Origin of the sequence: Microbacterium mangrovi (assembly GCF_000802305.1) — a bacterium.
Lineage (GTDB): Bacteria > Actinomycetota > Actinomycetes > Actinomycetales > Microbacteriaceae > Microbacterium > Microbacterium mangrovi.
On sequence record NZ_JTDK01000006.1, the window covers coordinates 358,255 to 381,774 of the forward strand.

At 70.8% G+C, this 23,520-nt stretch carries 24 protein-coding genes and 1 tRNA gene; 5 read left to right on the forward strand and 20 right to left on the reverse strand.

Annotation, left to right across the window (positions count from 1 at the left end):
• Window positions 1-236: 236 nt before the first annotated feature.
• Together LK09_RS05575 and LK09_RS05580 are read right to left on the reverse strand one after the other, a co-directional pair.
• The gene (locus tag LK09_RS05575; RefSeq protein WP_039397002.1) at window positions 237-1,367 is read right to left on the reverse strand and encodes an aminotransferase class V-fold PLP-dependent enzyme; all 1,131 of its coding nucleotides are present in this window, start codon (window positions 1,365-1,367) and stop codon (window positions 237-239) included.
• A 21-nt stretch (window positions 1,368-1,388) separates the two neighbouring features.
• Window positions 1,389-2,174: an isoprenyl transferase gene (locus LK09_RS05580; protein ID WP_039397004.1), complete on the reverse strand. Its 786-nt coding sequence runs from the start codon at window positions 2,172-2,174 to the stop codon at window positions 1,389-1,391.
• 99 nt (window positions 2,175-2,273) lie between these two features.
• On the opposite strand from LK09_RS05580, the gene trhA reads away from it, so the two are divergent.
• Entirely contained in the window at window positions 2,274-2,987 is a 714-nt protein-coding gene (trhA, locus tag LK09_RS05585) for a PAQR family membrane homeostasis protein TrhA (protein WP_082008071.1), read from the forward strand.
• 35 nt (window positions 2,988-3,022) lie between these two features.
• Here the strand turns inward: trhA and LK09_RS05590 are convergent, their stop codons facing one another.
• Window positions 3,023-3,256, reverse strand: a complete 234-nt coding sequence (locus LK09_RS05590) for a hypothetical protein (protein ID WP_156138653.1) — start codon at window positions 3,254-3,256, stop codon at window positions 3,023-3,025.
• A 73-nt stretch (window positions 3,257-3,329) separates the two neighbouring features.
• Here LK09_RS05590 and LK09_RS05595 point away from each other — a divergent pair, with 73 nt between their 5' ends.
• Window positions 3,330-3,728, forward strand: a complete 399-nt coding sequence (locus LK09_RS05595) for a DUF4307 domain-containing protein (RefSeq protein ID WP_039397008.1) — start codon at window positions 3,330-3,332, stop codon at window positions 3,726-3,728.
• A 77-nt stretch (window positions 3,729-3,805) separates the two neighbouring features.
• The gene (greA, locus tag LK09_RS05600) at window positions 3,806-4,297 is read left to right on the forward strand and encodes a transcription elongation factor GreA (RefSeq protein WP_039397011.1); all 492 of its coding nucleotides are present in this window, start codon (window positions 3,806-3,808) and stop codon (window positions 4,295-4,297) included.
• Window positions 4,298-4,360: 63 nt separating this feature from the next.
• On the opposite strand, the gene ilvA is transcribed toward greA, so the two are convergent.
• From ilvA to LK09_RS05630, 6 genes are all read right to left on the reverse strand, one after another.
• Window positions 4,361-5,587, reverse strand: a complete 1,227-nt coding sequence (ilvA, locus tag LK09_RS05605) for a threonine ammonia-lyase (RefSeq protein ID WP_039397013.1) — start codon at window positions 5,585-5,587, stop codon at window positions 4,361-4,363.
• A complete protein-coding gene (locus tag LK09_RS05610; RefSeq protein WP_039397014.1) occupies window positions 5,584-6,783 on the reverse strand; it encodes an AI-2E family transporter in 1,200 nt (399 codons plus the stop codon). Before LK09_RS05610 ends, ilvA begins: the two co-directional genes overlap by 4 nt.
• A gap of 26 nt (window positions 6,784-6,809) precedes the next feature.
• A complete protein-coding gene (locus LK09_RS05615; protein WP_039397016.1) occupies window positions 6,810-7,709 on the reverse strand; it encodes a M48 family metalloprotease in 900 nt (299 codons plus the stop codon).
• Window positions 7,710-7,804: 95 nt separating this feature from the next.
• Window positions 7,805-8,374 carry a LemA family protein gene (locus tag LK09_RS05620; RefSeq protein WP_039397018.1) on the reverse strand — a complete coding sequence of 190 codons (570 nt, stop codon included), beginning with the start codon at window positions 8,372-8,374 and terminating at the stop codon, window positions 7,805-7,807.
• Between the two features lie 82 nt (window positions 8,375-8,456).
• On the reverse strand, window positions 8,457-9,770 hold the full coding sequence (locus LK09_RS05625) for a D-arabinono-1,4-lactone oxidase (RefSeq protein WP_039397020.1): 1,314 nt from the start codon (window positions 9,768-9,770) through the stop codon (window positions 8,457-8,459).
• Window positions 9,767-11,002 (reverse strand): alanine racemase, encoded by a 1,236-nt coding sequence (locus LK09_RS05630; protein WP_039397022.1) that lies wholly within the window; start codon window positions 11,000-11,002, stop codon window positions 9,767-9,769. Before LK09_RS05630 ends, LK09_RS05625 begins: the two co-directional genes overlap by 4 nt.
• A gap of 147 nt (window positions 11,003-11,149) precedes the next feature.
• On the opposite strand from LK09_RS05630, the gene LK09_RS20610 reads away from it, so the two are divergent.
• Entirely contained in the window at window positions 11,150-12,781 is a 1,632-nt protein-coding gene (locus LK09_RS20610; RefSeq protein WP_052226443.1) for a glycosyltransferase family 2 protein, read from the forward strand.
• A gap of 26 nt (window positions 12,782-12,807) precedes the next feature.
• On the opposite strand, the gene LK09_RS05640 is transcribed toward LK09_RS20610, so the two are convergent.
• The 10 genes from LK09_RS05640 to LK09_RS05685 form a co-directional block, all read right to left on the reverse strand.
• Window positions 12,808-12,880, reverse strand: a tRNA-Leu gene (locus LK09_RS05640).
• 73 nt (window positions 12,881-12,953) lie between these two features.
• On the reverse strand, window positions 12,954-14,423 hold the full coding sequence (locus LK09_RS05645) for an NAD(P)/FAD-dependent oxidoreductase (protein ID WP_039397024.1): 1,470 nt from the start codon (window positions 14,421-14,423) through the stop codon (window positions 12,954-12,956).
• Between the two features lie 22 nt (window positions 14,424-14,445).
• Window positions 14,446-15,705 carry a S8 family serine peptidase gene (locus LK09_RS05650; protein WP_231562962.1) on the reverse strand — a complete coding sequence of 420 codons (1,260 nt, stop codon included), beginning with the start codon at window positions 15,703-15,705 and terminating at the stop codon, window positions 14,446-14,448.
• Between the two features lie 16 nt (window positions 15,706-15,721).
• Window positions 15,722-16,264, reverse strand: a complete 543-nt coding sequence (locus tag LK09_RS05655; protein ID WP_039397028.1) for a DUF501 domain-containing protein — start codon at window positions 16,262-16,264, stop codon at window positions 15,722-15,724.
• Window positions 16,265-16,317: 53 nt separating this feature from the next.
• Window positions 16,318-16,905 (reverse strand): FtsB family cell division protein, encoded by a 588-nt coding sequence (locus LK09_RS05660; protein WP_082008074.1) that lies wholly within the window; start codon window positions 16,903-16,905, stop codon window positions 16,318-16,320.
• 44 nt (window positions 16,906-16,949) lie between these two features.
• Window positions 16,950-18,230 (reverse strand): phosphopyruvate hydratase, encoded by a 1,281-nt coding sequence (gene eno / locus LK09_RS05665; RefSeq protein ID WP_039397030.1) that lies wholly within the window; start codon window positions 18,228-18,230, stop codon window positions 16,950-16,952.
• A gap of 38 nt (window positions 18,231-18,268) precedes the next feature.
• Entirely contained in the window at window positions 18,269-18,967 is a 699-nt protein-coding gene (locus tag LK09_RS05670; protein ID WP_039397032.1) for an O-methyltransferase, read from the reverse strand.
• A 31-nt stretch (window positions 18,968-18,998) separates the two neighbouring features.
• Window positions 18,999-19,451, reverse strand: a complete 453-nt coding sequence (locus LK09_RS05675; RefSeq protein WP_039397034.1) for a YdeI/OmpD-associated family protein — start codon at window positions 19,449-19,451, stop codon at window positions 18,999-19,001.
• A 58-nt stretch (window positions 19,452-19,509) separates the two neighbouring features.
• Window positions 19,510-20,796: a threonine/serine exporter family protein gene (locus LK09_RS05680; RefSeq protein WP_052226444.1), complete on the reverse strand. Its 1,287-nt coding sequence runs from the start codon at window positions 20,794-20,796 to the stop codon at window positions 19,510-19,512.
• Between the two features lie 88 nt (window positions 20,797-20,884).
• Window positions 20,885-21,661: a helix-turn-helix domain-containing protein gene (locus LK09_RS05685; RefSeq protein ID WP_039397036.1), complete on the reverse strand. Its 777-nt coding sequence runs from the start codon at window positions 21,659-21,661 to the stop codon at window positions 20,885-20,887.
• A 71-nt stretch (window positions 21,662-21,732) separates the two neighbouring features.
• On the opposite strand from LK09_RS05685, the gene LK09_RS05690 reads away from it, so the two are divergent.
• Window positions 21,733-22,239 carry a VOC family protein gene (locus LK09_RS05690; RefSeq protein ID WP_039397038.1) on the forward strand — a complete coding sequence of 169 codons (507 nt, stop codon included), beginning with the start codon at window positions 21,733-21,735 and terminating at the stop codon, window positions 22,237-22,239.
• A gap of 6 nt (window positions 22,240-22,245) precedes the next feature.
• Here LK09_RS05690 and LK09_RS05695 read toward each other — a convergent pair whose 3' ends face one another.
• On the reverse strand, window positions 22,246-23,496 hold the full coding sequence (locus LK09_RS05695) for a histidine--tRNA ligase (protein WP_039398105.1): 1,251 nt from the start codon (window positions 23,494-23,496) through the stop codon (window positions 22,246-22,248).
• Window positions 23,497-23,520: the final 24 nt, after the last annotated feature.

Consider the following 23,520-nt stretch of genomic DNA (forward strand, 5'->3'; position numbering starts at 1 on the left):
TTCTGCTGGCCCGTTCAGTTCAACCTGTGCGGTCACAACCGGCTCCCCACCCGGGACGCGTCCCGGACGCTCTCAGGCTGCCGGCGGCTCCGAGTCGTTTCCGTCCGGCCGACCCGATCGGACACGATGCCCGATACCGGCAACCTACGTCCGATCCGACCCCGAAAGGGCGGCCGACACGCATCCGGTCTGTTACAGATCGATGAATTCCCGTCGCGGACCGTCGCCGGACCGGGTCACCAGACCTGATCGCTCGAGTACGCGGCCAGGGCGTCGTCGAGGAGCGCGATGGTGTCCGCACCGGTTCCCGCATGCGCGGCCAGGCGCAGCCGACCGGCCCGAGCGGTCACCGTCAGGCCGCTGTTGGTCAGTGCCGCAGCGAGACGCGCGGCGTCCGACGGGGCGGGTTCGAGGGTGACGATGCCGGCGCGGCGGGCGGTATCCCGCGGCGTGATGACGGGGATGCCGTACCGATCGGCACAGGCGAGCAGCGCGTCGGCGCGGTCGGTGACCTCCCGGGCGATCGCGCCGACCCCGGCATCCCGGATCTCGGTCAGCGCCGCCGCGAGGCGGGTGACGGCGAGCTCGTCGTCGCGCCCCACGGTGAAGCCCCGGGCGCTTCGCGCGGCCGCGGGCGCCGGGCTGCCGGCGTGCGCAGCGGCCTCCGGCGCGGCCCCGGCTGCTCCCGAGAAGACCGGGGCGAGCCGATCGAGCGCACGGTCGCTGAAGACGGAGTACCCCGTTCCCCGCCCGGCGCGCAGCCACTTGTAGCCGTTCCCGCACACCACGTCGGCCGCGGAGTAGTCGACATCCACCGTGCCGAACCCCTGAACTGCATCGACGATGAGGAGCCGGTCGCCGATGGCCTCGCGCAACCCCGCCAGGTCGGCGAGGTACCCCGTCTGGTAGTCGACGAGGGAGACGCCGACGGCGACCACGTCATCCGTCAGCGCTTCGCGCACCGCATCCACCGTCACGAATCCGTCCTCCGGGTCGATCCAGTGCGGCGAGGCGACGCCGAAGGCGTCGGCGGCCCGCTGCACCGCGATCGGGAACGCCGGGAATTCGCGGCGGCTCAGCAGGATGCCGCCGCGCAGACCGAAGAGCACCTGCATGAGCCCGGCCCCCGTCGAGGGCTGCAGCGCGACGTGGTCGGCGCGACGGCCGGTGAGCTCTCCGATCAGCTCGCGCGCCCGCCCCTCCCCCTCGGCGACGAGTTCGATGCCCGCCCGGCGCCCGGTGGCGAGCAGCTCCGCATCCGCGAGCAGTTCGCTGCGCACGGACGCAGAGAGCGGTCCGAAGCGCGCCCAGTCGAGATAGCCCGGCTCCTCCTCGAAGGACACCAGAAACGATGCGAGATCAGTCACCGCTCGATTCTGGCACGCCGCTCAGCCGCCGAACCGCCGGTTCCGACGCGTGTAGTCCCGGATCGCCCGCAGGAAGTCGACTTCGCGCAGATCGGGGCCGAGCGCCTCGACGAAGTAGAACTCGCTGTGCGCGGACTGCCACAGCAGGAAGTCGCTCAGACGCTGCTCCCCCGACGTTCGGATCACGAGGTCGGGGTCCGGTTGCCCGCCGGTGTAGAGGTGCTCGCCGATCTGCTCCGGGGTGAGACTCGCGGCGAGTTCTTCGAGCGTTCCCCCGCGCTCGTCGTGCTGCTGGATGATGCTGCGGACCGCGTCGACGATCTCGCCCCGCCCTCCGTAACCGACGGCGAGGTTGACGTGGAGACCGGTGTTCTGCCGGGTGCGCTCCTCCGCCGCGGCGAGCACCCGCGCGAGGTCCGGCGGGAGCGCCTCGGCGCGTCCGACGTGCTGGACACGCCAGTCGCGGACCCGGGACAGGCTCTCGGCGAGCTCGGCGATGATCTCCAGGAGGTCTTTGAGCTCCTGGGCGTCGCGCTTGGTCAGGTTGTCGAGCGACAAGAGGTAGAGCGAGACCACGCGGACGCCCACGTCGTCGCACCACTCCAGGAACTCGCGCATCTTCGCCGCGCCGGCACGATGGCCGTCCGCGACCGACGAATAGCCGAGCTGCCGCGCCCAGCGCCGGTTGCCGTCGATCATCATGGCGACGTGATGCGGCACGGACTCGGCGGGCAGACGCCGACGGAGACGATTGATGTACAGCCGATACAGCGGGCCGCGGCCTTCATTCGACTCGGCAGACGTCACGGTTCTACGCTACCGTGCGCGCTCCGCCGACACCCCGCACACAGTCGCTGCACAGGCTATGTACCGCTGACGGAATATCGCCGCGCGTATGCTCTGGACATGAGCGCAATACCGCCCGGCGTCACCGGAAACCCGCTTCCGATCGGAGCACCCGGCGCGGTCGTCGCAGAGCTCAAACCGGCATGGCGCGGATGGATCCATGCGGCCATCACGCCGATCGCGGTCGCCGCCGGCATCGTGCTCATCTGCCTGGCCGACGGACCGGCCGCGAAATGGTCGTGCGCCGTCTTCGCGCTGACCTCGCTGCTGCTGTTCGGGAACTCCGCGCTCTACCACCGCATCCCGTGGAAGCCGCGCACGAAGGCCGTCTTCCGCCGGATCGATCACGCGAACATCCTGCTTCTCATCGCCGGCACCTACACGCCCATCGCCGTGCTCGCCCTGCCCACGGGCCAGGCCGTCCTCCTGCTGTCGCTCGTCTGGTCGGGAGCGATCGCCGGCATCCTGTTCCGCGTGTTCTGGCTCGGCGCACCCCGGTGGGTGTACGTCGCGCTCTACATCGTGCTGGGGTGGGCGGCGATCATGTACATCGTCCCGCTGTACCAGGCCAATGCGGCCATGGTCGTGCTCATCGCGGCGGGCGGCATCCTGTACACGCTCGGCGCAGTCGTCTACGCCCTCAAGCGCCCGAATCCGTGGCCGTCCGTGTTCGGGTTCCACGAGATCTTCCACGTGTGCACGGTGCTCGCCTTCGCCTGCCACTGGACGGCGTGCCTGCTCATCGCGATGAACCCCGTCTACCACGCCGGCTGAGACGCGCACACGCGTCCTGCGCGGGGTGGCGTGTCTCAGCCGCGCGGCTCGGCGTCGCCGGACTCCGCCTGCTCGGCGTCGAGTTCCTCGCGCACCTGAGCGCGGTAGCGCCCGCGGCGGATGCGGCGCATCATGTCCCACACGAGAAGCACCGCGATGAGCGCCACGAACAGCATGATCGTGAACCCCACGGCGCCCGGGGTCACCAACGTCGGGTTCGGTCCGGTCGGGGACGGACTCGGCGTCGCCGCTGCCAGTGCGGTGAGCATAGGGTGCATGTGTCCTCGATCCGCGCCGCAGCGCTTAGCCTTGATCCAAGCCTAACTTGCCGATGGAGAACCGATGACGACGCAAGCCATGCTCGACGAGCGCTACGGCCGAACCCGGGCGAGGACGTCCCGCATCCGGTCGACCGTGCTCTCCGGCATCGTCATCGCCGTCATCATCGGGGTGATCGCGTGGATGTCGTTCGGCAACCAGTCGAACTCCGTGGGCGCGACCGCCACCTCGTACAAGGTGGTCGACGCGTCCTCCACGACGATCACCTTCCAGCTCACGGCACCGGCCGGCGCCCGTGTGGCATGCGTCCTCGAAGCGGACGACACCGATCACGGCATCGTCGGCTGGCGGGTCATCGAGTACCCCGCATCCCCGGCGGGGCACAACCGCACTCTGACCGAGCAGATCCCCACGGTCGGACGCGCCACGACAGGTTTGGTGAACTCCTGCTGGGTGCCTTAGGCTGGCCGGACGCCCTCCCGACGCCCTGGTACAACCACCGGGGCGTCCTTCATATCCGATGTTCGAAGGAGACCGACGTGTCGAACGACGCTCCCGTCACATTCCTCACCCAGGAGGCGCACGACCGCCTCGCCGCAGAGCTGGAGCAGCTCTCCACCGTCGGCCGTGAGGAGATCGCCAAGCGCATCGAGATCGCGCGCGAAGAGGGCGACCTGAAGGAGAACGGCGGGTATCACGCCGCCAAGGACGAGCAGGGCAAGATGGAGGCCCGCATCCGCACCCTGCAGGCGCTGCTCAAGGATGCGAAGGTCGGCGAGGCCCCGCAGTCCAGCGGCGTCGTCGAATCCGGCACCGTGGTCACTGCGACGGTCGCCGGCGGCGAAGAGGTCTTCCTGCTGGGCAGCCGTGAGATCGCCGCCGACAGCGAGCTCGACGTCTACAGTGAGGCATCCCCGCTCGGGGCGGCCATCCTCGGTCTCAAGGAGGGCGAGAAGACGACGTACCAGGCTCCCAACGGCCGGTCCATCGCCGTGGAGATCATCAAGGTCGAGACCTACTCGGGCCAGTAGCCCCGGGCCGCGCGAGCCCCGTCCCGGTGATCCGGGGCGGGGCTCGTCGCATGCGGGGACCTGTCAGTCGGGCATGACCGACGGGGCGAAGCCGGCTGCGGTGAGTGTGCGGATCACCTCGGCCCGGTGCTCCTCCCCGCGCGTCTCGACGCTCAGCTGGAGGATCACCTCGCTGATCTGCAGTCCCTGCCCGTGCCGGGTGTGCAGCACTTCGATGACGTTCGCCCCGACCTTCGCGAGGAGCTCGGAGACCCGGGACAGCTGCCCGGGCCGATCCGGAAGCGGGATGCGCAGGGTCATGTAGCGGCCGGATGCCGCCAGTCCGTGCGCGACGACCCGCTGCAGCAGCAGCGGATCGATGTTGCCGCCGGAGAGGATCGAGACGGTGGTCCCGGTCGGCTTGATCTTTCCGGACAGGATCGCGGCCACACCCACGGCGCCTGCCGGCTCGACCACCTGCTTGGCGCGCTCCAGGAGCACGAGGAGAGCGCGAGCGATGTCGTCCTCGGTGACGGTCACCACGTCGTCGACGAGTGCGCGGATCATCTCGAAGGGCACGTCGCCGGGTCGACGCACCGCGATGCCGTCGGCGATCGTCGGCGTCGTCTCGAGCTCGATCGGGTGGCCCGCGGCGAGTGAGACGGGGTAGGGCGCGGAGTTCGCCGCCTGCACGCCGATGATGCGGACCTTCCGCCCTTCGGCCGCGGCGCGCGCCTTGATCGCCCCGGCGACGCCGGCGATCAGCCCGCCGCCCCCGATGCCCATGATCACCGTGTCGAGGTCGGGGACCTGCTTCCACAGCTCGAGTCCGAGGGTTCCCTGGCCGATGATCACGTCACGGTGGTCGTACGGGTGGATGAACACGGCGCCGGTCTGCTCCGAGAACTCGGCCGCCCGCAGCAGCGGCGTCTCGACCGTCTCCCCCGCCAGCACGACGTCGGCGCCGTATCCCCGCGTGGCGAGGAGCTTCGGCACCGGCACGCCCAGCGGCATGAAGATCGTCGCCGGGATGCCGAGCTGGTGGGCCGCGAGCGCGACCCCCTGGGCGTGGTTGCCGGCCGAGGCCGCCACGACGCCGCGCGCGCGCTCCGTGGCACTGAGCTTGGAGAGGCGGTTGACCGCACCGCGGATCTTGAACGATCCGGTCCGCTGGAGATTCTCGAGCTTCAGGACGACCGGCGCGCCGAGCACCTGGGAGAGGTGCTGCGACCGGTCGACGGGCGTGTCGGAGATCACTCCGGCGAGGGTCGCTGCGGCATCCTCATAGTCGGCCAGCGTGGGAAAGCTCATTCGTCACCTTTCTTGAGCCGCGGCACCGTGCTCCAGATGAGATCGGCGCCGCGCAGATCCTGTCCTGTCTCCCACGCGCGTTCGCTGAGGTAGACGCCGACCACATTGACGAAGGCCGCCATCGGCACGGCGAACAGCGCGCCCGGGATGCCGGCGATCATCGCGCCGCCGGCGACGACCAGCACGACCGCCAGCGGGTGCACCTTGACCGCGGAGCCCATGAGGAGCGGCTGCAGGACGTGCCCTTCCAGCTGCTGCACGCCGAGAACGACGACGAGCATCCACAGCGCGATGAACCAGCCGTTGTAGACCAGCGCGAGGAAGACGGCCACCGTCCCGGTCAGGACCGCTCCGACGATCGGGATGAAGGCGCCCAGGAACACCAGCACGCCGATCGGGACCGCCAGCGGCACGCCGAGCAGCGCCGCACCGGCGGCGATGCCGATGGCGTCGATCGTCGCGACGAGCAGCTGCGTGCGGGCGTAGTCCACGACGGTCCGCCATCCGGCGCGCCCTGCTCCGTCGACCGCGGGCCGGGCGCGACGGGGGAAGAGGTTCGTCGTCCATCGCCAGATCCCCGCGCCGTCGGCGAGCAGGCACAGCAGCACGAAGAGGGCGAGGACGGCGCCGGTCGCGATGTGGCCGACCGTGGCGCCGATCGCCAGAGCGCCCGTCCACAGCACCTGCGCCTGCTGCTGGATGAAGTCGACGACCTGGGTGATGACGCCGTCGATCTGGGCATCGGTGACGTGCAGCGGGCCCGTCGCGAGGACCGTGCGCATGTTGTCGATCGCCTGCAGGGTGCGCTCCTGGACGGACGCCCACTGCTGGGTGACCTGCCACACGACGAGCGCCAGAAGGCCCGCCACGATCGCCGCGGCCCCGATCACGGTCACGGCGATGGCGGCCCACCGGGGCACCCGATGGCGCAGCATGAAGGAGAAGGCCGGCCACACCAGCGCGGTCACGAGGATGGCGATCAGCAGCGGCACCACCAGCAGCTTCAGCTGGATGACGAGCCAGACGAGCACGCCGAGCCCGGCGGCCAGCACGAGCATCCGCCAGACATAGGCGGTCGCGACGATGAGCCCGTGCGGCACCAGTTCGGGATTCTCGGATCGGACCGTGCCGACGATGCGTCGGTCACGCCTGGCCTCACGCCACCGTGAGGGCGGCGGATTGTCGGGACCGGTCATCTGGCCAGTCTATGGCCCGCCTCGGGTCAGAACCTGCCGCCCATGTCCTGCAGGCGGGCGATGCGATCGGGAATCGGCGGGTGGGTCGAGAACATGCGCTCGAGGGCATTGGGGCGCAGGGGATCCGCGATCCACAGGTGCGCCATCGACGTGTTCACCCGCGCCAGCGGCCGGGCGTGATCCTGCAGCTTGGCAAGTGCCGAGGCCAGGCCGTCGGGGTCGCGCGTCGTGAGGGCGCTGGTGGCGTCCGCGAGGTACTCCCGCTGGCGGGAGATCGCCGCCTGCACGCCCCCGGCGAGAATCGGGGCGAGCACCGCCGCCACGATCCCGAAGATCAGGAACAGCACCTGCAGCTGCCCGCCGCCGTTGTTGTCGTTGCTGCGGCGTCCGCCGCCCCAGAACGCCATCCGCAGCATGATGTCGGCGATGAGTCCGACCGCGACCACGAGCCCGAAGACGAGCATCGAGACCCGGATGTCGTAGTTGCGGATGTGTCCGAGCTCATGCCCGAGCACGCCCTCGAGTTCGCGATCGGTCATGATCTCGAAGAGCCCCGTCGTGACCGTGATCGCGGCCAGCTCCGGCTTGCGGCCGGTCGCGAACGCGTTCGGGGCGGGGTCTTCGACCACGTAGAGACGGGGCATCGGCGAGCCCGTCGTGATGCACAGATTCTCGACGATGCGCCAGTAACGCGGGGCGTCCGCCTGGGTCACCTCGAAGGCACCGGCCAGGGCGAGCGCCTCGCCGGATGCCGCGAAGTACTGGACCGCCGCATAGCCGGCGGCGCCGAGCAGCACGAACGCGGTCACCCACCAGTTGTTCGACATCAGCCACCCGGCCAGGAGGCCGAGCACGCCGATGAAGATCACGAAGCCGATCAGGATGAACCAGGTGTTGCGCTTGTTGCGCGCGATGGCGGAATACACGGGAGGTGCCCTTCGGGTTTCGGCTCGTCTGCGGCTCGCTCACGCGTGAGCCGCAGACGCATCACGGTCGCTGCGCGACCGTGATGCGTCTCGCGTCAAAACTGGACGCGCGGAGGCTCCGAGATCGCCGCCGCATCGACGACGTCGAAGAACTCGCGCTCCCCGAAGCCCAGACGCTTCGCGAACATGTTGTTCGGGAAGGTCTTGACCTTCGTGTTCATTTCGCGCACGCCTCCGTTGTAGAAGCGCCGCGATGCCTGGATCTTGTCTTCGGTGTCGGTGATCGAGGACTGCAGCTGCAGGAAGTTCTGGCTCGCCTGCAACTGCGGGTACGCCTCGGCGACCGCGAAGATCGAGCGCAGCGCCTGCTGCATGTGCCCCTCGGCCACACCGGCATCCGCCGGGCTGGAGGCGCCGAGCGTCTCGGCGCGGGCCTGCGTGACGTTCTCGAACACCGCCTTCTCGTGGGCGGCATAGCCCTTGACCGATTCGATCAGGTTCGGCAGCAGATCGGCGCGGCGTTTCAGCTGCACCGTGATGTCGCTCCACGCCTCATCGACGCGCACGTTCAGCTGCACGAGGGAGTTGTACGTCGCCCAAAGGTAGATCCCGATGATGACGATGATCGCGACGACGATCAGGACTGGGATCAGCCATTCCCACATTGCAGAGGTCTCCGTTCCAGGTTGCCGTCAGTCTATCGGCGCTGCCCCGCCGGACGCGGAGCGCGCATCGTTCTCTCAGTGCTTACTCACCGAGAACGCGCTGCAGATACGCGTTCGCGAACATGCGCGTCGGGTCGAGCCGGTGGCGCAGCGCGGTGAAGTCGTCGAAGCGCGGGTAGCGCTCGCGCAGGGATGCCGCATCCTGCGTGTGCATCTTGCCCCAGTGCGGGCGGCCGCCGAACGACGTCATGATCTTCTCGACGCCGGTGAAGTACGACGTCGGGTTCTCCCGCCAGTAACGATGCACCGCGATGTAGCCGGATGCCCGGCCGTGGGCCGTCGACAGCCACAGGTCGTCCGGCGCCGCGAAGCGCACCTCGATCGGAAACGAGATGCGAAGCCCCTGCTCGGCGATGAGCGCACGGACCGCTTCGAAGGCGGGACGGACGTTCTCGGCGGGGAGCGCGTACTCCATCTCGCGGAAGCGCACGTTGCGGTTCTGGGTGAGGACCCGGTTGGACAGGTCGGTGTACTCGCGGTTGCCGGTCAGGCGCACGGCCAGGCGCGAGAAGGGCGGGATGATGCCGGGAACGGCGGTCCCGGCGGCGCAGACCAGACGATAGACCCCGTTGGAGAGCAGTTCCTCGTCGATCCACTTGCCGACCTTCGGAAGCGGTCGCAGGGCGGTCGAAGCCGGCATCCGGGTCTGCGTCTTGGTGAGGGCGACGTCGGTGTGCGGGAACCAGTAGAACTCGAAGTGGTCGGCCGATGCGACACGCGCATCGAGCGATTCGAGGACCTCGTCGAGCGGCTCGGGGTGTTCAACGGCCGCCAGAGCGAACGCGGGCACGCACTGGATCGTCACCTCGACGAGGATGCCGAGGGCGCCCAGCCCGACGACGACCGCCGGAAGCAGGTCGGCGTTCTCCTCCTCGTCGACGTGCAGCAGCTCGCCGTCCGCGGTGACGAGGGTCACCCCCACGATCTGGGTGGCGATGCCCCCGAAGCCTGCCCCCGTGCCGTGGGTGCCGGTCGAGATCGCGCCCGAGATCGACTGGCGGTCGATGTCGCCGAGATTCTGCATGGCGAGGCCGTAGGGCTGAAGCAGGGACGGAATCTGATGCAGCCGCGTCCCCGCCCGCAGCGTGACCCGCGACCGGTCCCGGTCGACGTCGACCACGCCGGTCAGGTCCGTGAGGTCCAGGAGCACACCGGGGGCGACCGCGATGCCGGTGAAGCTGTGGCCGGCTCCGACCGCCTTCACCTTCATCCCGTGGGCGGCCGCCGCGACCACCGCACGCTGCACCGCGCCGACGGAATCGGGAAACTCCACCCGCTGCGGCCGGACGCTCGCCGATCGTCCCCAGTTCCGCCACTGCCCGCCTGGTCGTGTCACAGGAACGCCTTTCCTTCGCCTCGATAGGTGGGAACGTCGCCGACGACGCGGCCGTCGTCCACGATCAGATAGCGGTCGACGCGTTCCGCGAGCTCGCCGCTCTTCGCGTGCCGGAACCACACGCGGTCACCGACGCGCAGGTCGCGGGCGGCCGCACCCTGCAGCGGGGTCTGCACCTCGCCGGCGCCCTCGCGGCCGAGGGTGCGCAGCCCCGCCGGCCACACCGGCTTCGGCTGCCGGGAGGCCACCGGAGGCCCGGACGCGATCCACCCGCCGCCGAGGACGGTCGCGATGTCCTCGGTGGGCTTGCGGACGACCTCCAGCGAGAATGCCGCCGCCGGTGCGGGCTGGAAGGCGCGATACCCGTCGAAGAGGGTTCCGGCGAACAGGCCGCTGCCGGCGCCGATCTCGGTCACCGACGGGTCGGCCGAGGTGCGCTCCAGCGAGCCCGTGCCGCCGCCGTTGACGAACTCCAGCGGCGCGATCTCCCGCAGCGCCGTGACGATCGCCGCACGCCGGGCGCGCAGCTCGTCCGTCGAGCGTCCCTGCATCCACCGGATGACGGCATCCTGTGCGGTGCCGGCGGCATCCGGCTGGCCGGCGATCTGCGCTTCGTACATCATCAGGCCGACGATCCGGAACCCGGCGCGTCGGGAGATCGCCCGGGCCAGCAGAGCGACGTCCTCGTCGTCGAACAGCGGAGAGCGGCGCACGCCGATGTGCCCGAGCGCCGCAGAGCGGAACGATGCGTCGGCATCGATCGCGAGTCGGATCGTCTCGCGCTCCTGCGGGGGCAGGATGGCGTCGATCAGATCGAGCTGGGCGAGGTCGTCGACCATGAGCGCGATCCGCGAGGCGGCCTCGGGGTCGGTCGCCAGGCGCCGGAGCGCGGCCCGGTCGGCCGTGGGATAGCCGAGGACGATGTCGTCGTGGCCGAGCTCGGCATGCCACAGGGCTTCCGCCAGCGTGAAGGCGAGGATGCCCCGGAACGCGGGAAGGGCGAGCGCCGCGTCGATCACGGCCCGCACCCGGACCGACTTGCTCGCCAGCCGGATCGGGACGCCGCCGGCGCGCACGGCCATGTCGAGCGCGTTGTAGCGGAGAGCGGCCAGGTCGATGGTCGCGATCGCGCCGGACTCCCCCGCGACGGCCTCGGTCATCGCCGGCCAGTACGCCTCGTCATCCCACAGATGACCGTTGTGTGGGGCCGACAACAGCAGATCGAGGTTCACAGGCTGCTCCTTTGCACCCGCCCAGCCTACGCGAGGAACGCAGGTTCAATGAACGTGGGACTGAGTACCATCGAACGGCCCTCGGCGCCCGAGAAGAACGCCTGCCGTGCAGGGACAGCACGGCCCCGCCGGTCATACACTCAGCGCGTGACGTCGCACGAGACCCGGCCCGCCGTGAGCGTGGTCGTCCCGGTCTACAACCCGGGCCCGTTCCTTCGGCCACTCCTGGACGCGCTCGACGCGCAGTCGCCGGTCGACGACGGCCACGACGCGATCCTCGTGGACGACGGCAGCACGGACGGCACCGGCACCGCCCTGGACCGGTGGTGCGCCGAGCGCCCGTGGGCGCGCGTCATCCACCAGCCCAACTCCGGATGGCCGAGCCGTCCGCGCAACGTCGGCACCGACGCGTCCGGCTCCGAATTCATCCTGTTCGTCGACGCGGACGACCGCATCACCCCCACCGCGCTCGCCGATCTGGTCCGGTTCGGGCGGGAGGCCGGCTCGGATGTCGTCGTCGGGCGAATGCGCGGCGTGGGGCGCAAGGTGCCCGTCGTGCTCTTCCGGCGCACGGTCCGCGATGCGCGGGCGCCGCAGGTGCCGCTTCCCGACAGCATGACCTCACACGCCATGTTCCGACGGGCGTTCCTCACCGAGACCGGCCTGCGGTTCGACGAGTCGGCGCGCCGCGTCGAGGACCACCTGTTCGTCAGCGCGGCCTACACCTCGGCGCACCGGGTGTCGGTCTACGCGGACTCCGACGTCTACGTGCACGTGGCCCGCAGCGACGGCGCCGGCGCCGGCTTCTCGACCTACGATCCCGAGACGTACTATCACGACCTCGCGCGGGCGATCACGATCGTGATGGACGCCCGGGAGCCCGGTCCGGAGAGGGATGCCTACCTCTCCCGCTGGGTCCGCATCGAACTCGTGGGCCGACTTCACTCCGACGCGGTCCGCTGGATGCCGGCGGGTCGCCGCGACGCATTCTTCGCCGCCGTGCGCGACACGCTGACGAACGCGATGCCGGCCGACATCGTCGCCCGGGTCCCCGCGGCGTGGCGCTGGCCGACCGCGCTGGCCGTGGTGGCCACGCCCGCCGAGTTCCTCCGCGCCGAGGACGCGATGCGGCTCACCGTCGCCGCCGACCTCGAGGGCGTCCCCGGGTCCACCGCCCTGGCCGGCCTGGTCTCGCCCGAGTCGCTCGAACGTGCCGTGGCTCTGCTGGGCGCAGACGAGCCCCTCCCGAACGGTCGGGCAGCGCGAACGCCACGCGTGGCGCGGATCCGCCGCCTCCAGCACGCGGCACTGCGCGTGACCGCCGTGAGCGGTCGCCTGCACCGGCAGCTGGCGGACTGGGGCCGCACCCCGGTGCTCTTCGCGCGTCAGACGGGCGCCGCGGTCGCGCCGATCCTCGCCGTCGCCGCCTTCGTGTGCGCGCTGACCGGGGCACCGGGGGCCGCGACCCTGCTCGTCGCGGGTGCGGGTGCGATCACGATCGCGCTGGCCGTGAGGTCCACGGGCGGCGGGGGGACGGCCGTCCGTCAGCTGCTGGTCCTCGCGACGTGTACGCCGCGCGCCGCGAGCGTGCGCGAATGGGTGGCGATCGCCGCGTCCGCCGTCCTCGTCGGCGCCGGACACGTCGCGGACGGTCTCAGCCGCCGCCGCAGCGTGCGGGCGCACGCCGGGGCGATCGTGTGGCGGCATCCCGGCACGATCACACTCCGGGCGGCGGCGATCACCGTGCTGTGCGCGGTCGTCGCGGCCCTCGTGCTGTGAGTGCGCCCGACCTCGAGTCGACTCGGTACCCCCGGTGGGACTCGAACCCACACTGAAGCGATTTTAAGTCGCCTGCCTCTGCCATTGGGCTACGGGGGCCGGACGTCTGCGGAAACGACGGATGCCGCAGTGTCCATCTTCTCAGACGGGCCCTGCGGCATCCGGAGGTCGCTTACTTCGCGGCCGTGGCCTTCGCCGTGCTCGGCTTCGCCGGCTTCTCGGCGGGCTTTTGCACCTTCACCGTGTCGGTGATCGCCGGCGCCGGAGCAGCCGCCTCGGGAGCGGGTGCCTCCTCGACCTTCGGCTTCGGCCGGGAGGCGAACTCCTCGAACGCCGCACGCGGGAACTGGATCGCCTCGAGGCTCACGTTGTCGCGGCCCAGCCAGAAGTCGAGCCACCAGTCGCCGATGACACGCCACTTGCGCTCCCACGACGGCATCGCGAGCCCGTGGTAACCGCGGTGCGCGCACCAGGCGATGAAGCCCTTGAGGGCGATGTTGCCGGACTGGAAGACGCCGTTGTACAGGCCGAGACCTGCGACGGCTCCGAGGTTCTTGTGGAAGTACTGCTTGGGCTCCTCGCCGCGCAGAACCGCCACGAGATTCTTGGCGAGCAGCTTGGCCTGACGGACCGCGTGCTGCGCATTGGGCACGCACATGCCGCCCACACCGCCACCGGAGAGGTCGGGAACGGCGGACACGTCGCCGGCCGCCCAGGCGCCCTCGATGATCTCGTCTTCGGAACCGACGCGGAGGTCGGGACGCGTCTGGATGCGACCGCGGCCCTCGACCATCAGGTCGCTGCCGCGGACCACGGTCGGGTTCGCCATGACACCGGCGGTCCAGACGATGAGGTCGGTCGAGATCGTCTCTCCCGTCGAAAGCTCCACGTTGCCGTCGACCGCGCTGGTGACCTGCGTGTCCAGGTGCACGTTCGCGCCGCGCTTGGCGAGGCTCTTCAGCACCCACTCGCTCGTCTTCAGCGAGACCTCGGGCATGATGCGGCCCATCGCCTCGATCAGGTGGAAGTGCGTGTCTTCGAACGTGAGCTCGGGGTAGTTCTTCAGCAGCGCGGACCCGAGAGCACGCAGCTCCGCGAAGACCTCGATGCCGGCGAAGCCGCCGCCCACGACCACCACGGTCAGCAGGCGATCCCGGTCGGGACCGGCGGGCATCGTGGCCGCGCGGTCGTAGTTCGTGAGGATGCGGTCGCGGATCGCGACGGCCTCTTCGATCGTCTTGAGCCCGATCGCGTTGTCGGCGATGCCCGGGATCGGGAACGTCCGCGAGACGGCGCCGGCGGTCACGACGATCTGGTCGTACTCGTGCTGCCAGCTCACGCCGTCGGCCCGCGTGATGGTCGCGGTCTTGTTCGCGTGGTCGATGGCCGTGACCTTGGCCGTGACGACCTTGGTGCGCTTGAGGTGGCGACGGTGGCCGACGACGGCGTGCCGCGCCTCGATCTCGCCGGCCGCGACCTCGGGCAGGAACGGCTGGTAGGTCATGTAGGGAAGCGGGTCGACCATGGTGACCTCGGCTTCGCCCTTGCGCAGGTGCTTCTCGAGCTTCCAGGCGGTGTAGAAGCCGGCGTAGCCGCCGCCGACGATCAGGATTCTGGGCGCAGTGGTCTGTGCGCTGTTCACGGTGGGGGGACTCCTCGCGGGATCAATTGTTCGGCGTACGCGAGTGACGCGCCGATCTGATGCGTCGGACAGCGACGATGATGCCGAACACAACGAGTATAGCGGGCACCGTGAGACCGGCCAGCGGAATGGTGCCGTAACGCAGGGTTTCGGCGGTCGGCAGGAGCACCGACTCGCTGTCGCCGACGTCCGTGGCCGGCGGCAGCGGTGCGACCGTCGCCGGCGCCCGGCTCGGTTCCGGCACCGGCACCGCCTCGGCGCGACGGTGCAGACGGATCCAGTCGACGAGGCTTCCCATCGGGTTCGTGTCGACATGCCGGATGCCGGACGCGGACACGGCGGCCGCGGCGTCGACGATGCCGTAACCGTACGTGGCATCCGGAACCTGCTTCTGCGGCGGCGCCCGCCGCGCCGTCTGGATCACCCGCTCGATGACGTCGTTCGCGTCGAGGTGCGGGTGGGCGGCACGAACCAGCGCGATGATCCCCGCCACGATCGGCGCCGCGCCGCTCGTTCCCTCCCAGCTGACCGTCTGGCCGTCCGCCGAGATCCCGAGCAGCTCCTCGCTCGGTGCGGCGACGCCGATGGTGATCCCCTGGGTGGATGCCTCACGGCTCGCTGAACCGGTGCGCGTGACCCCCGCCACGGTGAGCACCCCGGGAATCGTGGCGGGGGCACCGACCCGGGCGGTGCCCGATCCGCGGTTTCCGGCGGCGACCACGATCACGACGTCGTGCTGGTAGGCGTAGAGGAACGCGTCGTCCCAGCTCGGATCCCATTCCGGCGAGTTCGTGGTGAACGACAGGTTGATCACGCTCGCCCCCTGATCGACGGCCCAGCGGATGCCTTTCGCGACCTGTTCCGCGAACGGCACGCTCGACGAGGAACCGAACCCGAGGGAGACGGACAGCACCTTCGCCTTCGGTGCGACACCGATCATGCCGGAGCCGTCGGATTCGCCCTGGGCGGCGATCAGCGACGCCACCCAGCTCCCGTGGTCGGCATCGACCGCTCCGACCGGCGTGCGGCCGTTCGACGACCCGACACCCGACTCGTCCGTGCCGCCGCGGACCGCCGGGTCGAGCTGCGCGGCCCGCCCCACCCCGGTGTCGATCACCGCGATCGTCTGACCCTGGCCCTGGGTGACCCGCCAGGCGTCGCGCACAGCGGTGCTGTCGAGCCAGTACTCGGCCTTGCGAACCGGGTCGGCCGGGTCGTCGGGTGGCGGAGCGGCGCCGGTGAGCACGAGCACGGCGAGGATGCCCGAGATCGCCAGAAGCATCCCCCGCCGCATCGGGCTACTCCGCCTCGGCGGTCGGCTCGGGGCGGAGTGCGGCGCCGGGCTCCGCACACACGCAGCGCGCGGGCGACCAGGGCGATCGGGCAAGGGCCGCATCGCCGATGGGATTCACACCCGGACCCGCCGCGAGCGCGTGTCCGGCGAGGGCGTGGAGGCACTTGACCCGGGTCGGCATCCCGCCCGCGGAGATGCCCGCGATCTCGGGGACCTCACCGAATTGAGCCCGGTCGGCGAGGTACGCGAGGTGGGCGGCCTCATAGGCGGCGCGCACGTCGTCGTCGGCGAGCAGCTCCTGCAGCTCGGGCATGACGTGCTCGGCTTCGAGCGTCGACATCGCCGCGGTCGCGGCCGGATGCGTGAGGTAGTAGAAGGTGGGGAACGGGGTGCCGTCCGGAAGACGCGGCGCCGTCGCGACGACGGTCGGGTTGCCGCAGATGCACCGCGCGGCGATCCCCACGACTCCGCGCGGCTCACGACCGAGCTGACTGCGCAGCACCGCGATGTCGGCGGGGGCGAGCGGGGCGAAAGGCGGTGTCGTCACCCGTCCAGGGTATCGACACCCGTGCACTCACCCGGCATCCCGACCGGACGGCGCTACTTCTGCACCGCCACCCGTGCGGTGCCGGCCGCGGCGATCGACGCCACCAGCTGCGACGTCCAGTCGGTTCTGGTCTGCTCGACCGACCTGCTCACCGCCCGCTGCTCCTGCGGCAGGCGCGCAGCCGGAAGATCGTCGATCACGAGGTAGACGACGTCGCCGGGCTTCACGTAGTAGAGGCGCTCGCGGGCCTGGGTGGTGATGTACGCCGGGTCGTTCCAGCGGGAGCGCTCCTGATCGAGAGCCGCCACGTCGTCCTTGGTGACGCGGACGGAGTGCTGCAGCGCGGCGATCTGCTGCTGCTGCCCGACGTAGGTGGAGACCGTCGGGACGAGCACGCAGACCGCGAGGATCACGAGGCCCAGCATGATGACCGTGAATCCGGACAGACGGAGGCCGCCGAGCCAGCCGCGCACATCCACCCGGCGTGCGGGGCTCTTCGCCGGCTGAGGACGACCGGTGCGGGGCGGACGCGCGGATGCCGGCGTCGTCCTGCCGGATGCCGGCTTCGGCGATCCGCCGGCGGACTTGGCGCGGGCCCCGGACGTGCCCCCGGATGCCGAGAGGGGAGCCGGACGTTTCATTCGACTCCCCTCTCGTATCGATGCTTCTTAGTGCTGATCAGGCCTTACTTGCCGAAACGCGGGAAGGCTGCCGCGCCGATGAACTCGGCGGCATCCCCCAGCTCTTCTTCGATCCGCAGAAGCTGATTGTATTTCGCGACCCGCTCGGACCGGGCAGGCGCACCGGACTTGATCTGACCCGAGTTCACCGCGACGGCGAGATCGGCGATCGTGGTGTCCTCGGTCTCGCCGGAGCGGTGCGAGAGCATCGTGGTGTAGCCCGACCGGTGCGCGAGACTGATGGCGTCCAGCGTCTCGGAGAGAGTGCCGATCTGGTTGACCTTGACCAGCAGCGAGTTCGCAACACCGAGGTCGATGCCCTTCGCGAGGCGCTCCGGGTTGGTGACGAACAGGTCGTCGCCGACGAGCTGGACCTTCTTGCCGAGCGCGTCGGTGAGGGCCTTCCAGGCATCCCAGTCGTCTTCGGCGAGGGCGTCCTCGATCGTCACGATCGGGTAGTCGTTCACGAGCCCGACGTAGTACTCGGTGAGCTCGGCGGCCGTCCAGTCCTTGTTCTCGAGGCGGTAGACGCCGTTGTCGAAGAACTCGGTCGCCGCGACGTCCAGGCCCACCGCGATCTCGGAGCCCGGAGTGAACCCGGCCTTCTCGATCGCGCGCACCAGGAAGTCGAGGCCCTCGCGGTTGCTGGGCAGGTCGGGGGCGAACCCGCCCTCATCGCCGAGGCCGGTGTTGAAGCCGGCCGCCTTCAGCTCGCCCTTGAGGACGTGGTACGTCTCGGCGCCCCAGCGCAGCGCCTCGGCGAAGCTGGACGCACCGATCGGGGCGAGGAAGAACTCCTGCATGTCGATGCCGTTGTCGGCGTGCTCGCCGCCGTTGATGACGTTGAACAGCGGAACGGGGAGGATGTGCGCGGACGGTCCGCCCAGGTAGCGGAACAGCGGCAGGTCGGCGCTGTCGGCGGCGGCCTTCGCGACCGCGAGGCTGACGCCCAGGATCGCGTTGGCGCCGGTGCGCGACTTGTTCGGCGTGCCGTCGGTCTCGATCAGGATCTCGTCGATGACGCGCTGCTCGGAAGCGTCGATGCCCTCGATCGCGGGGCCGAGCTCGTCGATCACCGCGTCGACGGCCTTCAGGACGCCCTTGCCGCCGTAGCGGCTCTTGTCGCCGTCACGCAGCTCGTACGCCTCGAAGGCTCCGGTGGACGCGCCCGACGGAACGGCCGCACGCTGCACGATGCCGTCGTCGAGGAGCACCTCCACCTCGACGGTCGGGTTGCCGCGCGAGTCCAGGATCTCGCGAGCGCCTACAGCCTCGATCAGTGCCACAGGTGGGCTCCTTCGTTTGGAGGGGTGGGCTTCCGAGTCTAGGGCGCGATGTCGTCGCCCGTCACGTCGGCGACATCCGTCAGCACGGCGATCGCGACGCCGTCCCACCCCTTGCGATCGATGGTCTGCAGCGCCGTCGCGTCGAAGCGCGGGTCCGTGCCCAGCATCACGAGGCCGGCGCGGGTTCCGGTCACGTGCGACGCGGTGACCTCCGGATCCGCCACGTCTCCCCCGCGACCGACGTTGTCCACCACCACGACCGTGCCCGGGTGCCCGAGGCGGGCCGCCCAGTCGAGGTAGATCGTGTTGGACTCCTTGTCCGCGTCGATGAACACGAGGTCGTAGTCACCGGCCAGGGTCGGCAGCACCTCGGCGGCACGCCCCAGCCGGATGTCGACCTTGTGCCCGACCCCGGCCCGCTCCAGGCTCGCGCGCGCGATGGCGGCGTGGGCGGGCTCGGCCTCGATCGTGGTGACGGTGCCGTCGGCCGGGATGCCGCGGGCCAGCCAGATCGTCGAGTAGCCGCCCAGGGTCCCGATCTCCAGGACGCGCCGCGCCCCCGAAATCCGTGCCAGCAGGTGGAGGAGCTTGCCGTTCACCGGCGCCACCTCGATCGACGGGAGGTGCGCGGCATCCTGATCGGCCACCGCACGCTCGAGCGCTTCGTCGTGCCCGACGAGGGTGGCGGTGAAGTACGCGTCCAGGCGACGTGCGGCATCCAGGGTGAGTTCGGTCATGCCCTCAGGGTGTCGCGGGGTCCTCGTGTCGTCAAGGGCGGCCGGCGGCGCGCAGCTGCTCCACGACGGCCGTGATCCGGCGCTCCCGAGTGTCGGCGCGCTTCGCATCCTGGACGGCGCGGGCGTGCTCCTTGCGCTGTGTGTAGCTCAGCGCATCGAACGCGGCGCGCAGCGCCGGATCGGCGTCGAGGGCCGCGGCGAGATCCTCCGGCACCTCGACGGTGCGATCCTGCGAGTCCAGCTCGATCACCGCGTCGACGGTGTCGCCGATCTCCACGCCGAGGTCTGCCCGTGCCGCCTTGGAGAGCCCGATGAGGTTCTTGCCGCCCATCACCCCCAGGCGCAGCGGCAGGGAGCGGTCGCCGATCGTCACCCGGACGGCGGCGCGCTTGCCGCCGCCGAGTTCGGCGACCTGGGCGTCGGTCAGTTCGATCGCCGTCGCCGGACCCTGCGGGGCGAGGACGGCTCGAAGGTGCACACTCATACCCCGATCCTGACCCATCGACCCCCGCCGGCGTCAAGCACCCCGGCCGCCTCGCGCCTCAGGGGCGGTACCGCCGCGGCATCCGCCGCCGGAATGCGCCGGCCCAGTCGGTGTCGACCATCACCGACCCGGCCTTCACCCCGATGCACAGGCTGACGAAGGTCAGCACCGCGGCCTCGGCGGACGAGGACCCCAGCGAGGCGAGCGCGACCAGCCCCACCGTGCCCGGCACGAGCAGCAGGAACGCGGGTCGGAACATGACCGATGCGGGCACTCCGAGGGGCATGCGTTCGAGCAGCCGCGCGGCCACGAACAGCACGGCGCCGACCGCGCCGGTCGCGACCGGGGCTCCGAAGGCCGGCGTCAGAACGGTCAGGAGGCCGTACGTGCACAGCATGACGACCACGCTCACCACCGCGAGACGGATGCCGGAGCCGAAGGCGACGCACACGCCCAGAGCAAGACCCACGACGCCGACCCAGGCGACGGACGCGGGTGGGGCCGCGCCCCAGCCGGGACCGGCCGACCCGGCGATCGTCTCACCGACCAGACTCGACGAGCGCTCGTCCACGTGGACTCCGGTGACGGTGCTGCCCGCGACGATGCCGACGTACATGAACCCGAGGACGATCAGGCCGTACATCAGCCGCGCCGAGCCCGTCACGATATCGGTCGCGGTCAGCTCCAGCAGGGCGTTGGTGATGAGCGCACCGGGCACGAGGATGGCGAAGGGCGCACAGACGGCGAACAGCGGGATCGGTCCGAGGCCGAGGAGCGCATCGATCGCCGCCATCGCCGTGGTCGAGAGGAACGCCGCGACGAAGGGCACGAGCGCGGCGGCCGGACGCACCCGGCCCATCACGGCGGTGACGACGGCGAGCAGCAGACCCACGAGGGTCGAGGCGGCGATGGCCCACCACGGGCAGCGGAAGACCAGGGACAGCCCGCCGGAGACGAGCGCGCTGCCGAGCACCCACGCGAGGTCCGGGTGCGCGAGCCGCATGCGCCGGATCGCGCGGATCCGCGCGTCGGCCCCGTCGAGCCGGATGCCGCCACCGGCGAGGCCGTGGGCGAGCCGGATGGCGTGCGCGCCCTGCCGGATCGTGAGCGACTGCGACGGCACGATCGCCATGGCCGTCCCGGGCTGTGCGCCGGCGCTGCCGACCAGGACGGCCGCCGGGAGGACGGCGACCGGGGGTGCCGGCTCCGTGCTCGACGCCGGCCAGATCTGCAGCAGCGCTTCGCGGACGTCGGTGACGGACAGCTCGGCTTCGAGGAGCAGCGCCCCCATCGCGGCGAGCGCCGTCTCCTCGGGGGTCGCCGGGTCTCGTGTCGGACTCGTCATCGGCCCTTCCGCTGTGCTCGTCTCCGGACGGCGGGCCGGTGCCCGCGCTCTCAGCGCCTCAGCGTAGCGCCGTCGGGTCCGCAGGCCGTCATCGTCCCGCCCGGTACTCGGTCGCCGTGAGGCCGAGGACCGTGCGGAAGTCTCCGGCGAGGTGCGCCTGATCGCTGTACCCGAGCTCGACGGCGATCGCGGCGAGGGATGCCGCAGGCTCCTCGCGCACGCGCTGGGCGGCCTCCTGGAGGCGCCGACGGCGGATCATCGCCGCGGGCGGCATCCCGACGGTGCGGTGCGCGAGCCGCTGGAGCGTCCGCGGCGAGACCGAAAGCCTGGCGGCGGCATCCTCGAGTCGGAGCACCGTGGCGTCGGTCATGAGCAGCCGCGCCATCTCGTTCGCGAGCCGGCCCTCCCCCGTGGGCGTGCCCGCCCGCGCACCGATCCACTCCGACAGGATCCCGACCGCTCCCGGGAGGTCCTGCGGCATGACCCGGCCGACGGCGGCCACGAGCTCGGGAGCATCGAGCCGCACGTGTCCGTCCACCAGGTCGGCCGGTTGCGCGCACAGGGCGGCGAGCGCCGCGGGCCGAAGCAGCGCACCCACGGCCCACCCTCGCCCCGTGAGGTCGCGGCGAGCCACCCGGGAGGACGGCCCCCAGAGCGTCAGCGTGTCGTCCTCCACGACGAGATTCGCCGCGGGATACGCGAGGGTCCGCTGCGGCGACCGCTCCCCTGCAGGCAGATCCCACACCGGAATCCAGAACCACTCGACGAGCTCGGCGGTGTCGCCCGTCGCCGGGACGCGCGTGAATTCGGGAAGCCGCTCCGGGTAGAGCGCGCCCCGGGTGGCGTCCGGCGTCTGCCCGGCCATGTCTTCGAGCCTGGCACAGATGTGGCGCGAATCTCCAAGCCTCCCCGCGGGACGTTTCGTAGATTCGCACCATGACCACGAACAACATCACCGGCGCGACCGGCCGCCACACCACCGACGGCCGGCCGAACGTCGCGACCAGCCTCACCCCGTTCCTCGCGATCCGCGACGCCCGCGGCGCCCTCGATTTCTACCGGGACGTGTTCGGCGCCCGTGTCACCGACGTCACCGAGTTCGACGGGCTCGTCGTCCACGCCGGGCTCGACTTCGGCACCGGCATCCTGCAGATCGGGGAGCCCTCCCCCGCCTACGGACTGGTCCCGGCACCGGACGGAGACGACGACTGCTACTCGATGGGTCTCTACGTCCCCGACGTCGATGCCGTCACCGAGCGCGCGGTGGCCGCCGGCGCGACCGTCCGCGAGGAGCCGTCGACGTTCGTGTCGGGCGATCGGTTCGCCAGCATCCGCGACCCCTTCGGCGTGCGCTGGTCGATCATGACGCGTGTCGAGGATCTGTCCGAGGAGGAGTCCGCGGCACGCGTCGCCGAGTGGGCGGCGTCGATGTCGGCCGGCTGATCCGGCTCAGGCGAGCGGCTTCAGCTCGAGATCGTCGGCGCCGGCGGAGACGAGCGCGAACGCGGTGTACCCGTCGGCGGCGGCCCTCTCCAGGAGCGCCTTGAGGTTCTTCGTGCGGGTCTCCAGCCGGACGCGGGCCCCGGCCCCGATCAGGCGCGTCTTGTGCGCGACGAGCTCGCCGACCGGGACGTCGCGGTCGTGCACCAGCACGACCGCGTCGACGCCGTCGGCGGCGGCGTCGGCGACGAGGTCGACGATCCGCTCGAAGCCGATCGAGAATCCGACGGCGGGGACGTCCTGGCCGAGGAACCGCCCGATCATGCCGTCGTAGCGTCCGCCGCCGCCCAGCGAGTAGCCGACGCTGGGGTGCGCCAGCTCCAGGATGGTGCCGGTGTAGTAGCCCATGCCGCGCACGAGGAACGGATCGAACACGAGGGGGATCTCGAGCGTGCCGCGCGCGGCAGCCACCGCCTGCCCGATGCCCACGAGGTGCGCGACGATCTCGTCCGGCGCCCCGTCGGGCAGCGCCTTGCGGATCTGCCGCTCCCCGTAGGAGTTGTACTCCAGCGTCACCGGTCGCACCAGGAAGGCTTCGAAGGCGGCGACGGCGCTCTCCACGGCGCCGCGGTCGCGGAGCTCCGCCGCCACGCCCTCCGGCCCGATCTTGTCGAGCTTGTCGATCGTGATGAGCACCCCCGGGCGGTCGGCGACGGGGAACCCGAACGCGTCGAGCATCCAGTCCAGCGCTCGCCGGTCGTTGATGCGGATGCTGCCGCCGTCGAGCCCGAGCGCGTCGAGGGTGTCCAGGGTCGCGACCGCGAGCTCCGCCTCGGCCCGCGAGGAGGCATCGCCGATGATGTCGATGTCGCACTGCACGAACTGGCGGTAGCGCCCCTTCTGCGGGCGCTCGGCCCGCCACACGGGGGCGATCTGGATGGACCGGAAGACGGTCGGCAGCTCGCCCCGGTGGCTCGCGTAGAACCGGGCGAGCGGCACGGTCAGGTCGTAGCGCAGCCCGAGGTCGGTGAGCTTCGCGGGGTCGTCGGCCGAGGCGCGGATCGCCTCGGCATCCAGCCCGCGCTTGAGCACGTTGTAGGCGAGCTTCTCGTTGTCGGCGCCCAGGCCCGCGTGCAGACGGTCGTACTCCTCCATCACCGGAGTCTCGATCTCGTCGAAACCATGCGCACGGTAGCGCTCGCGGATGACGGCGAGCACGCGCTCGCGGCGGGTCTTGTCTGCGGGGAGGAAGTCGCGCATGCCGCGCGGCGGGTTCACGGATGC

Coding starts and splice junctions, on each gene's coding strand:
- LK09_RS05680 (WP_052226444.1), bottom strand. CDS start 20,796: ATGACGAGTCCGACACGAGACCCGGCGACCCCCGAGGAGACGGCGCTC.
- LK09_RS05670 (WP_039397032.1), bottom strand. CDS start 18,967: ATGACCGAACTCACCCTGGATGCCGCACGTCGCCTGGACGCGTACTTC.
- LK09_RS05590 (WP_156138653.1), bottom strand. CDS start 3,256: ATGCTCACCGCACTGGCAGCGGCGACGCCGAGTCCGTCCCCGACCGGA.
- LK09_RS05660 (WP_082008074.1), bottom strand. CDS start 16,905: ATGAAACGTCCGGCTCCCCTCTCGGCATCCGGGGGCACGTCCGGGGCC.
- LK09_RS05685 (WP_039397036.1), bottom strand. CDS start 21,661: ATGGCCGGGCAGACGCCGGACGCCACCCGGGGCGCGCTCTACCCGGAG.
- LK09_RS05650 (WP_231562962.1), bottom strand. CDS start 15,705: ATGCTTCTGGCGATCTCGGGCATCCTCGCCGTGCTCGTGCTCACCGGC.
- LK09_RS05610 (WP_039397014.1), bottom strand. CDS start 6,783: ATGACCGGTCCCGACAATCCGCCGCCCTCACGGTGGCGTGAGGCCAGG.
- LK09_RS05595 (WP_039397008.1), top strand. CDS start 3,330: ATGACGACGCAAGCCATGCTCGACGAGCGCTACGGCCGAACCCGGGCG.
- LK09_RS05620 (WP_039397018.1), bottom strand. CDS start 8,374: ATGTGGGAATGGCTGATCCCAGTCCTGATCGTCGTCGCGATCATCGTC.
- LK09_RS05690 (WP_039397038.1), top strand. CDS start 21,733: ATGACCACGAACAACATCACCGGCGCGACCGGCCGCCACACCACCGAC.
- ilvA (WP_039397013.1), bottom strand. CDS start 5,587: ATGAGCTTTCCCACGCTGGCCGACTATGAGGATGCCGCAGCGACCCTC.
- trhA (WP_082008071.1), top strand. CDS start 2,274: ATGAGCGCAATACCGCCCGGCGTCACCGGAAACCCGCTTCCGATCGGA.
- LK09_RS05695 (WP_039398105.1), bottom strand. CDS start 23,496: ATGCGCGACTTCCTCCCCGCAGACAAGACCCGCCGCGAGCGCGTGCTC.
- LK09_RS05675 (WP_039397034.1), bottom strand. CDS start 19,451: ATGAGTGTGCACCTTCGAGCCGTCCTCGCCCCGCAGGGTCCGGCGACG.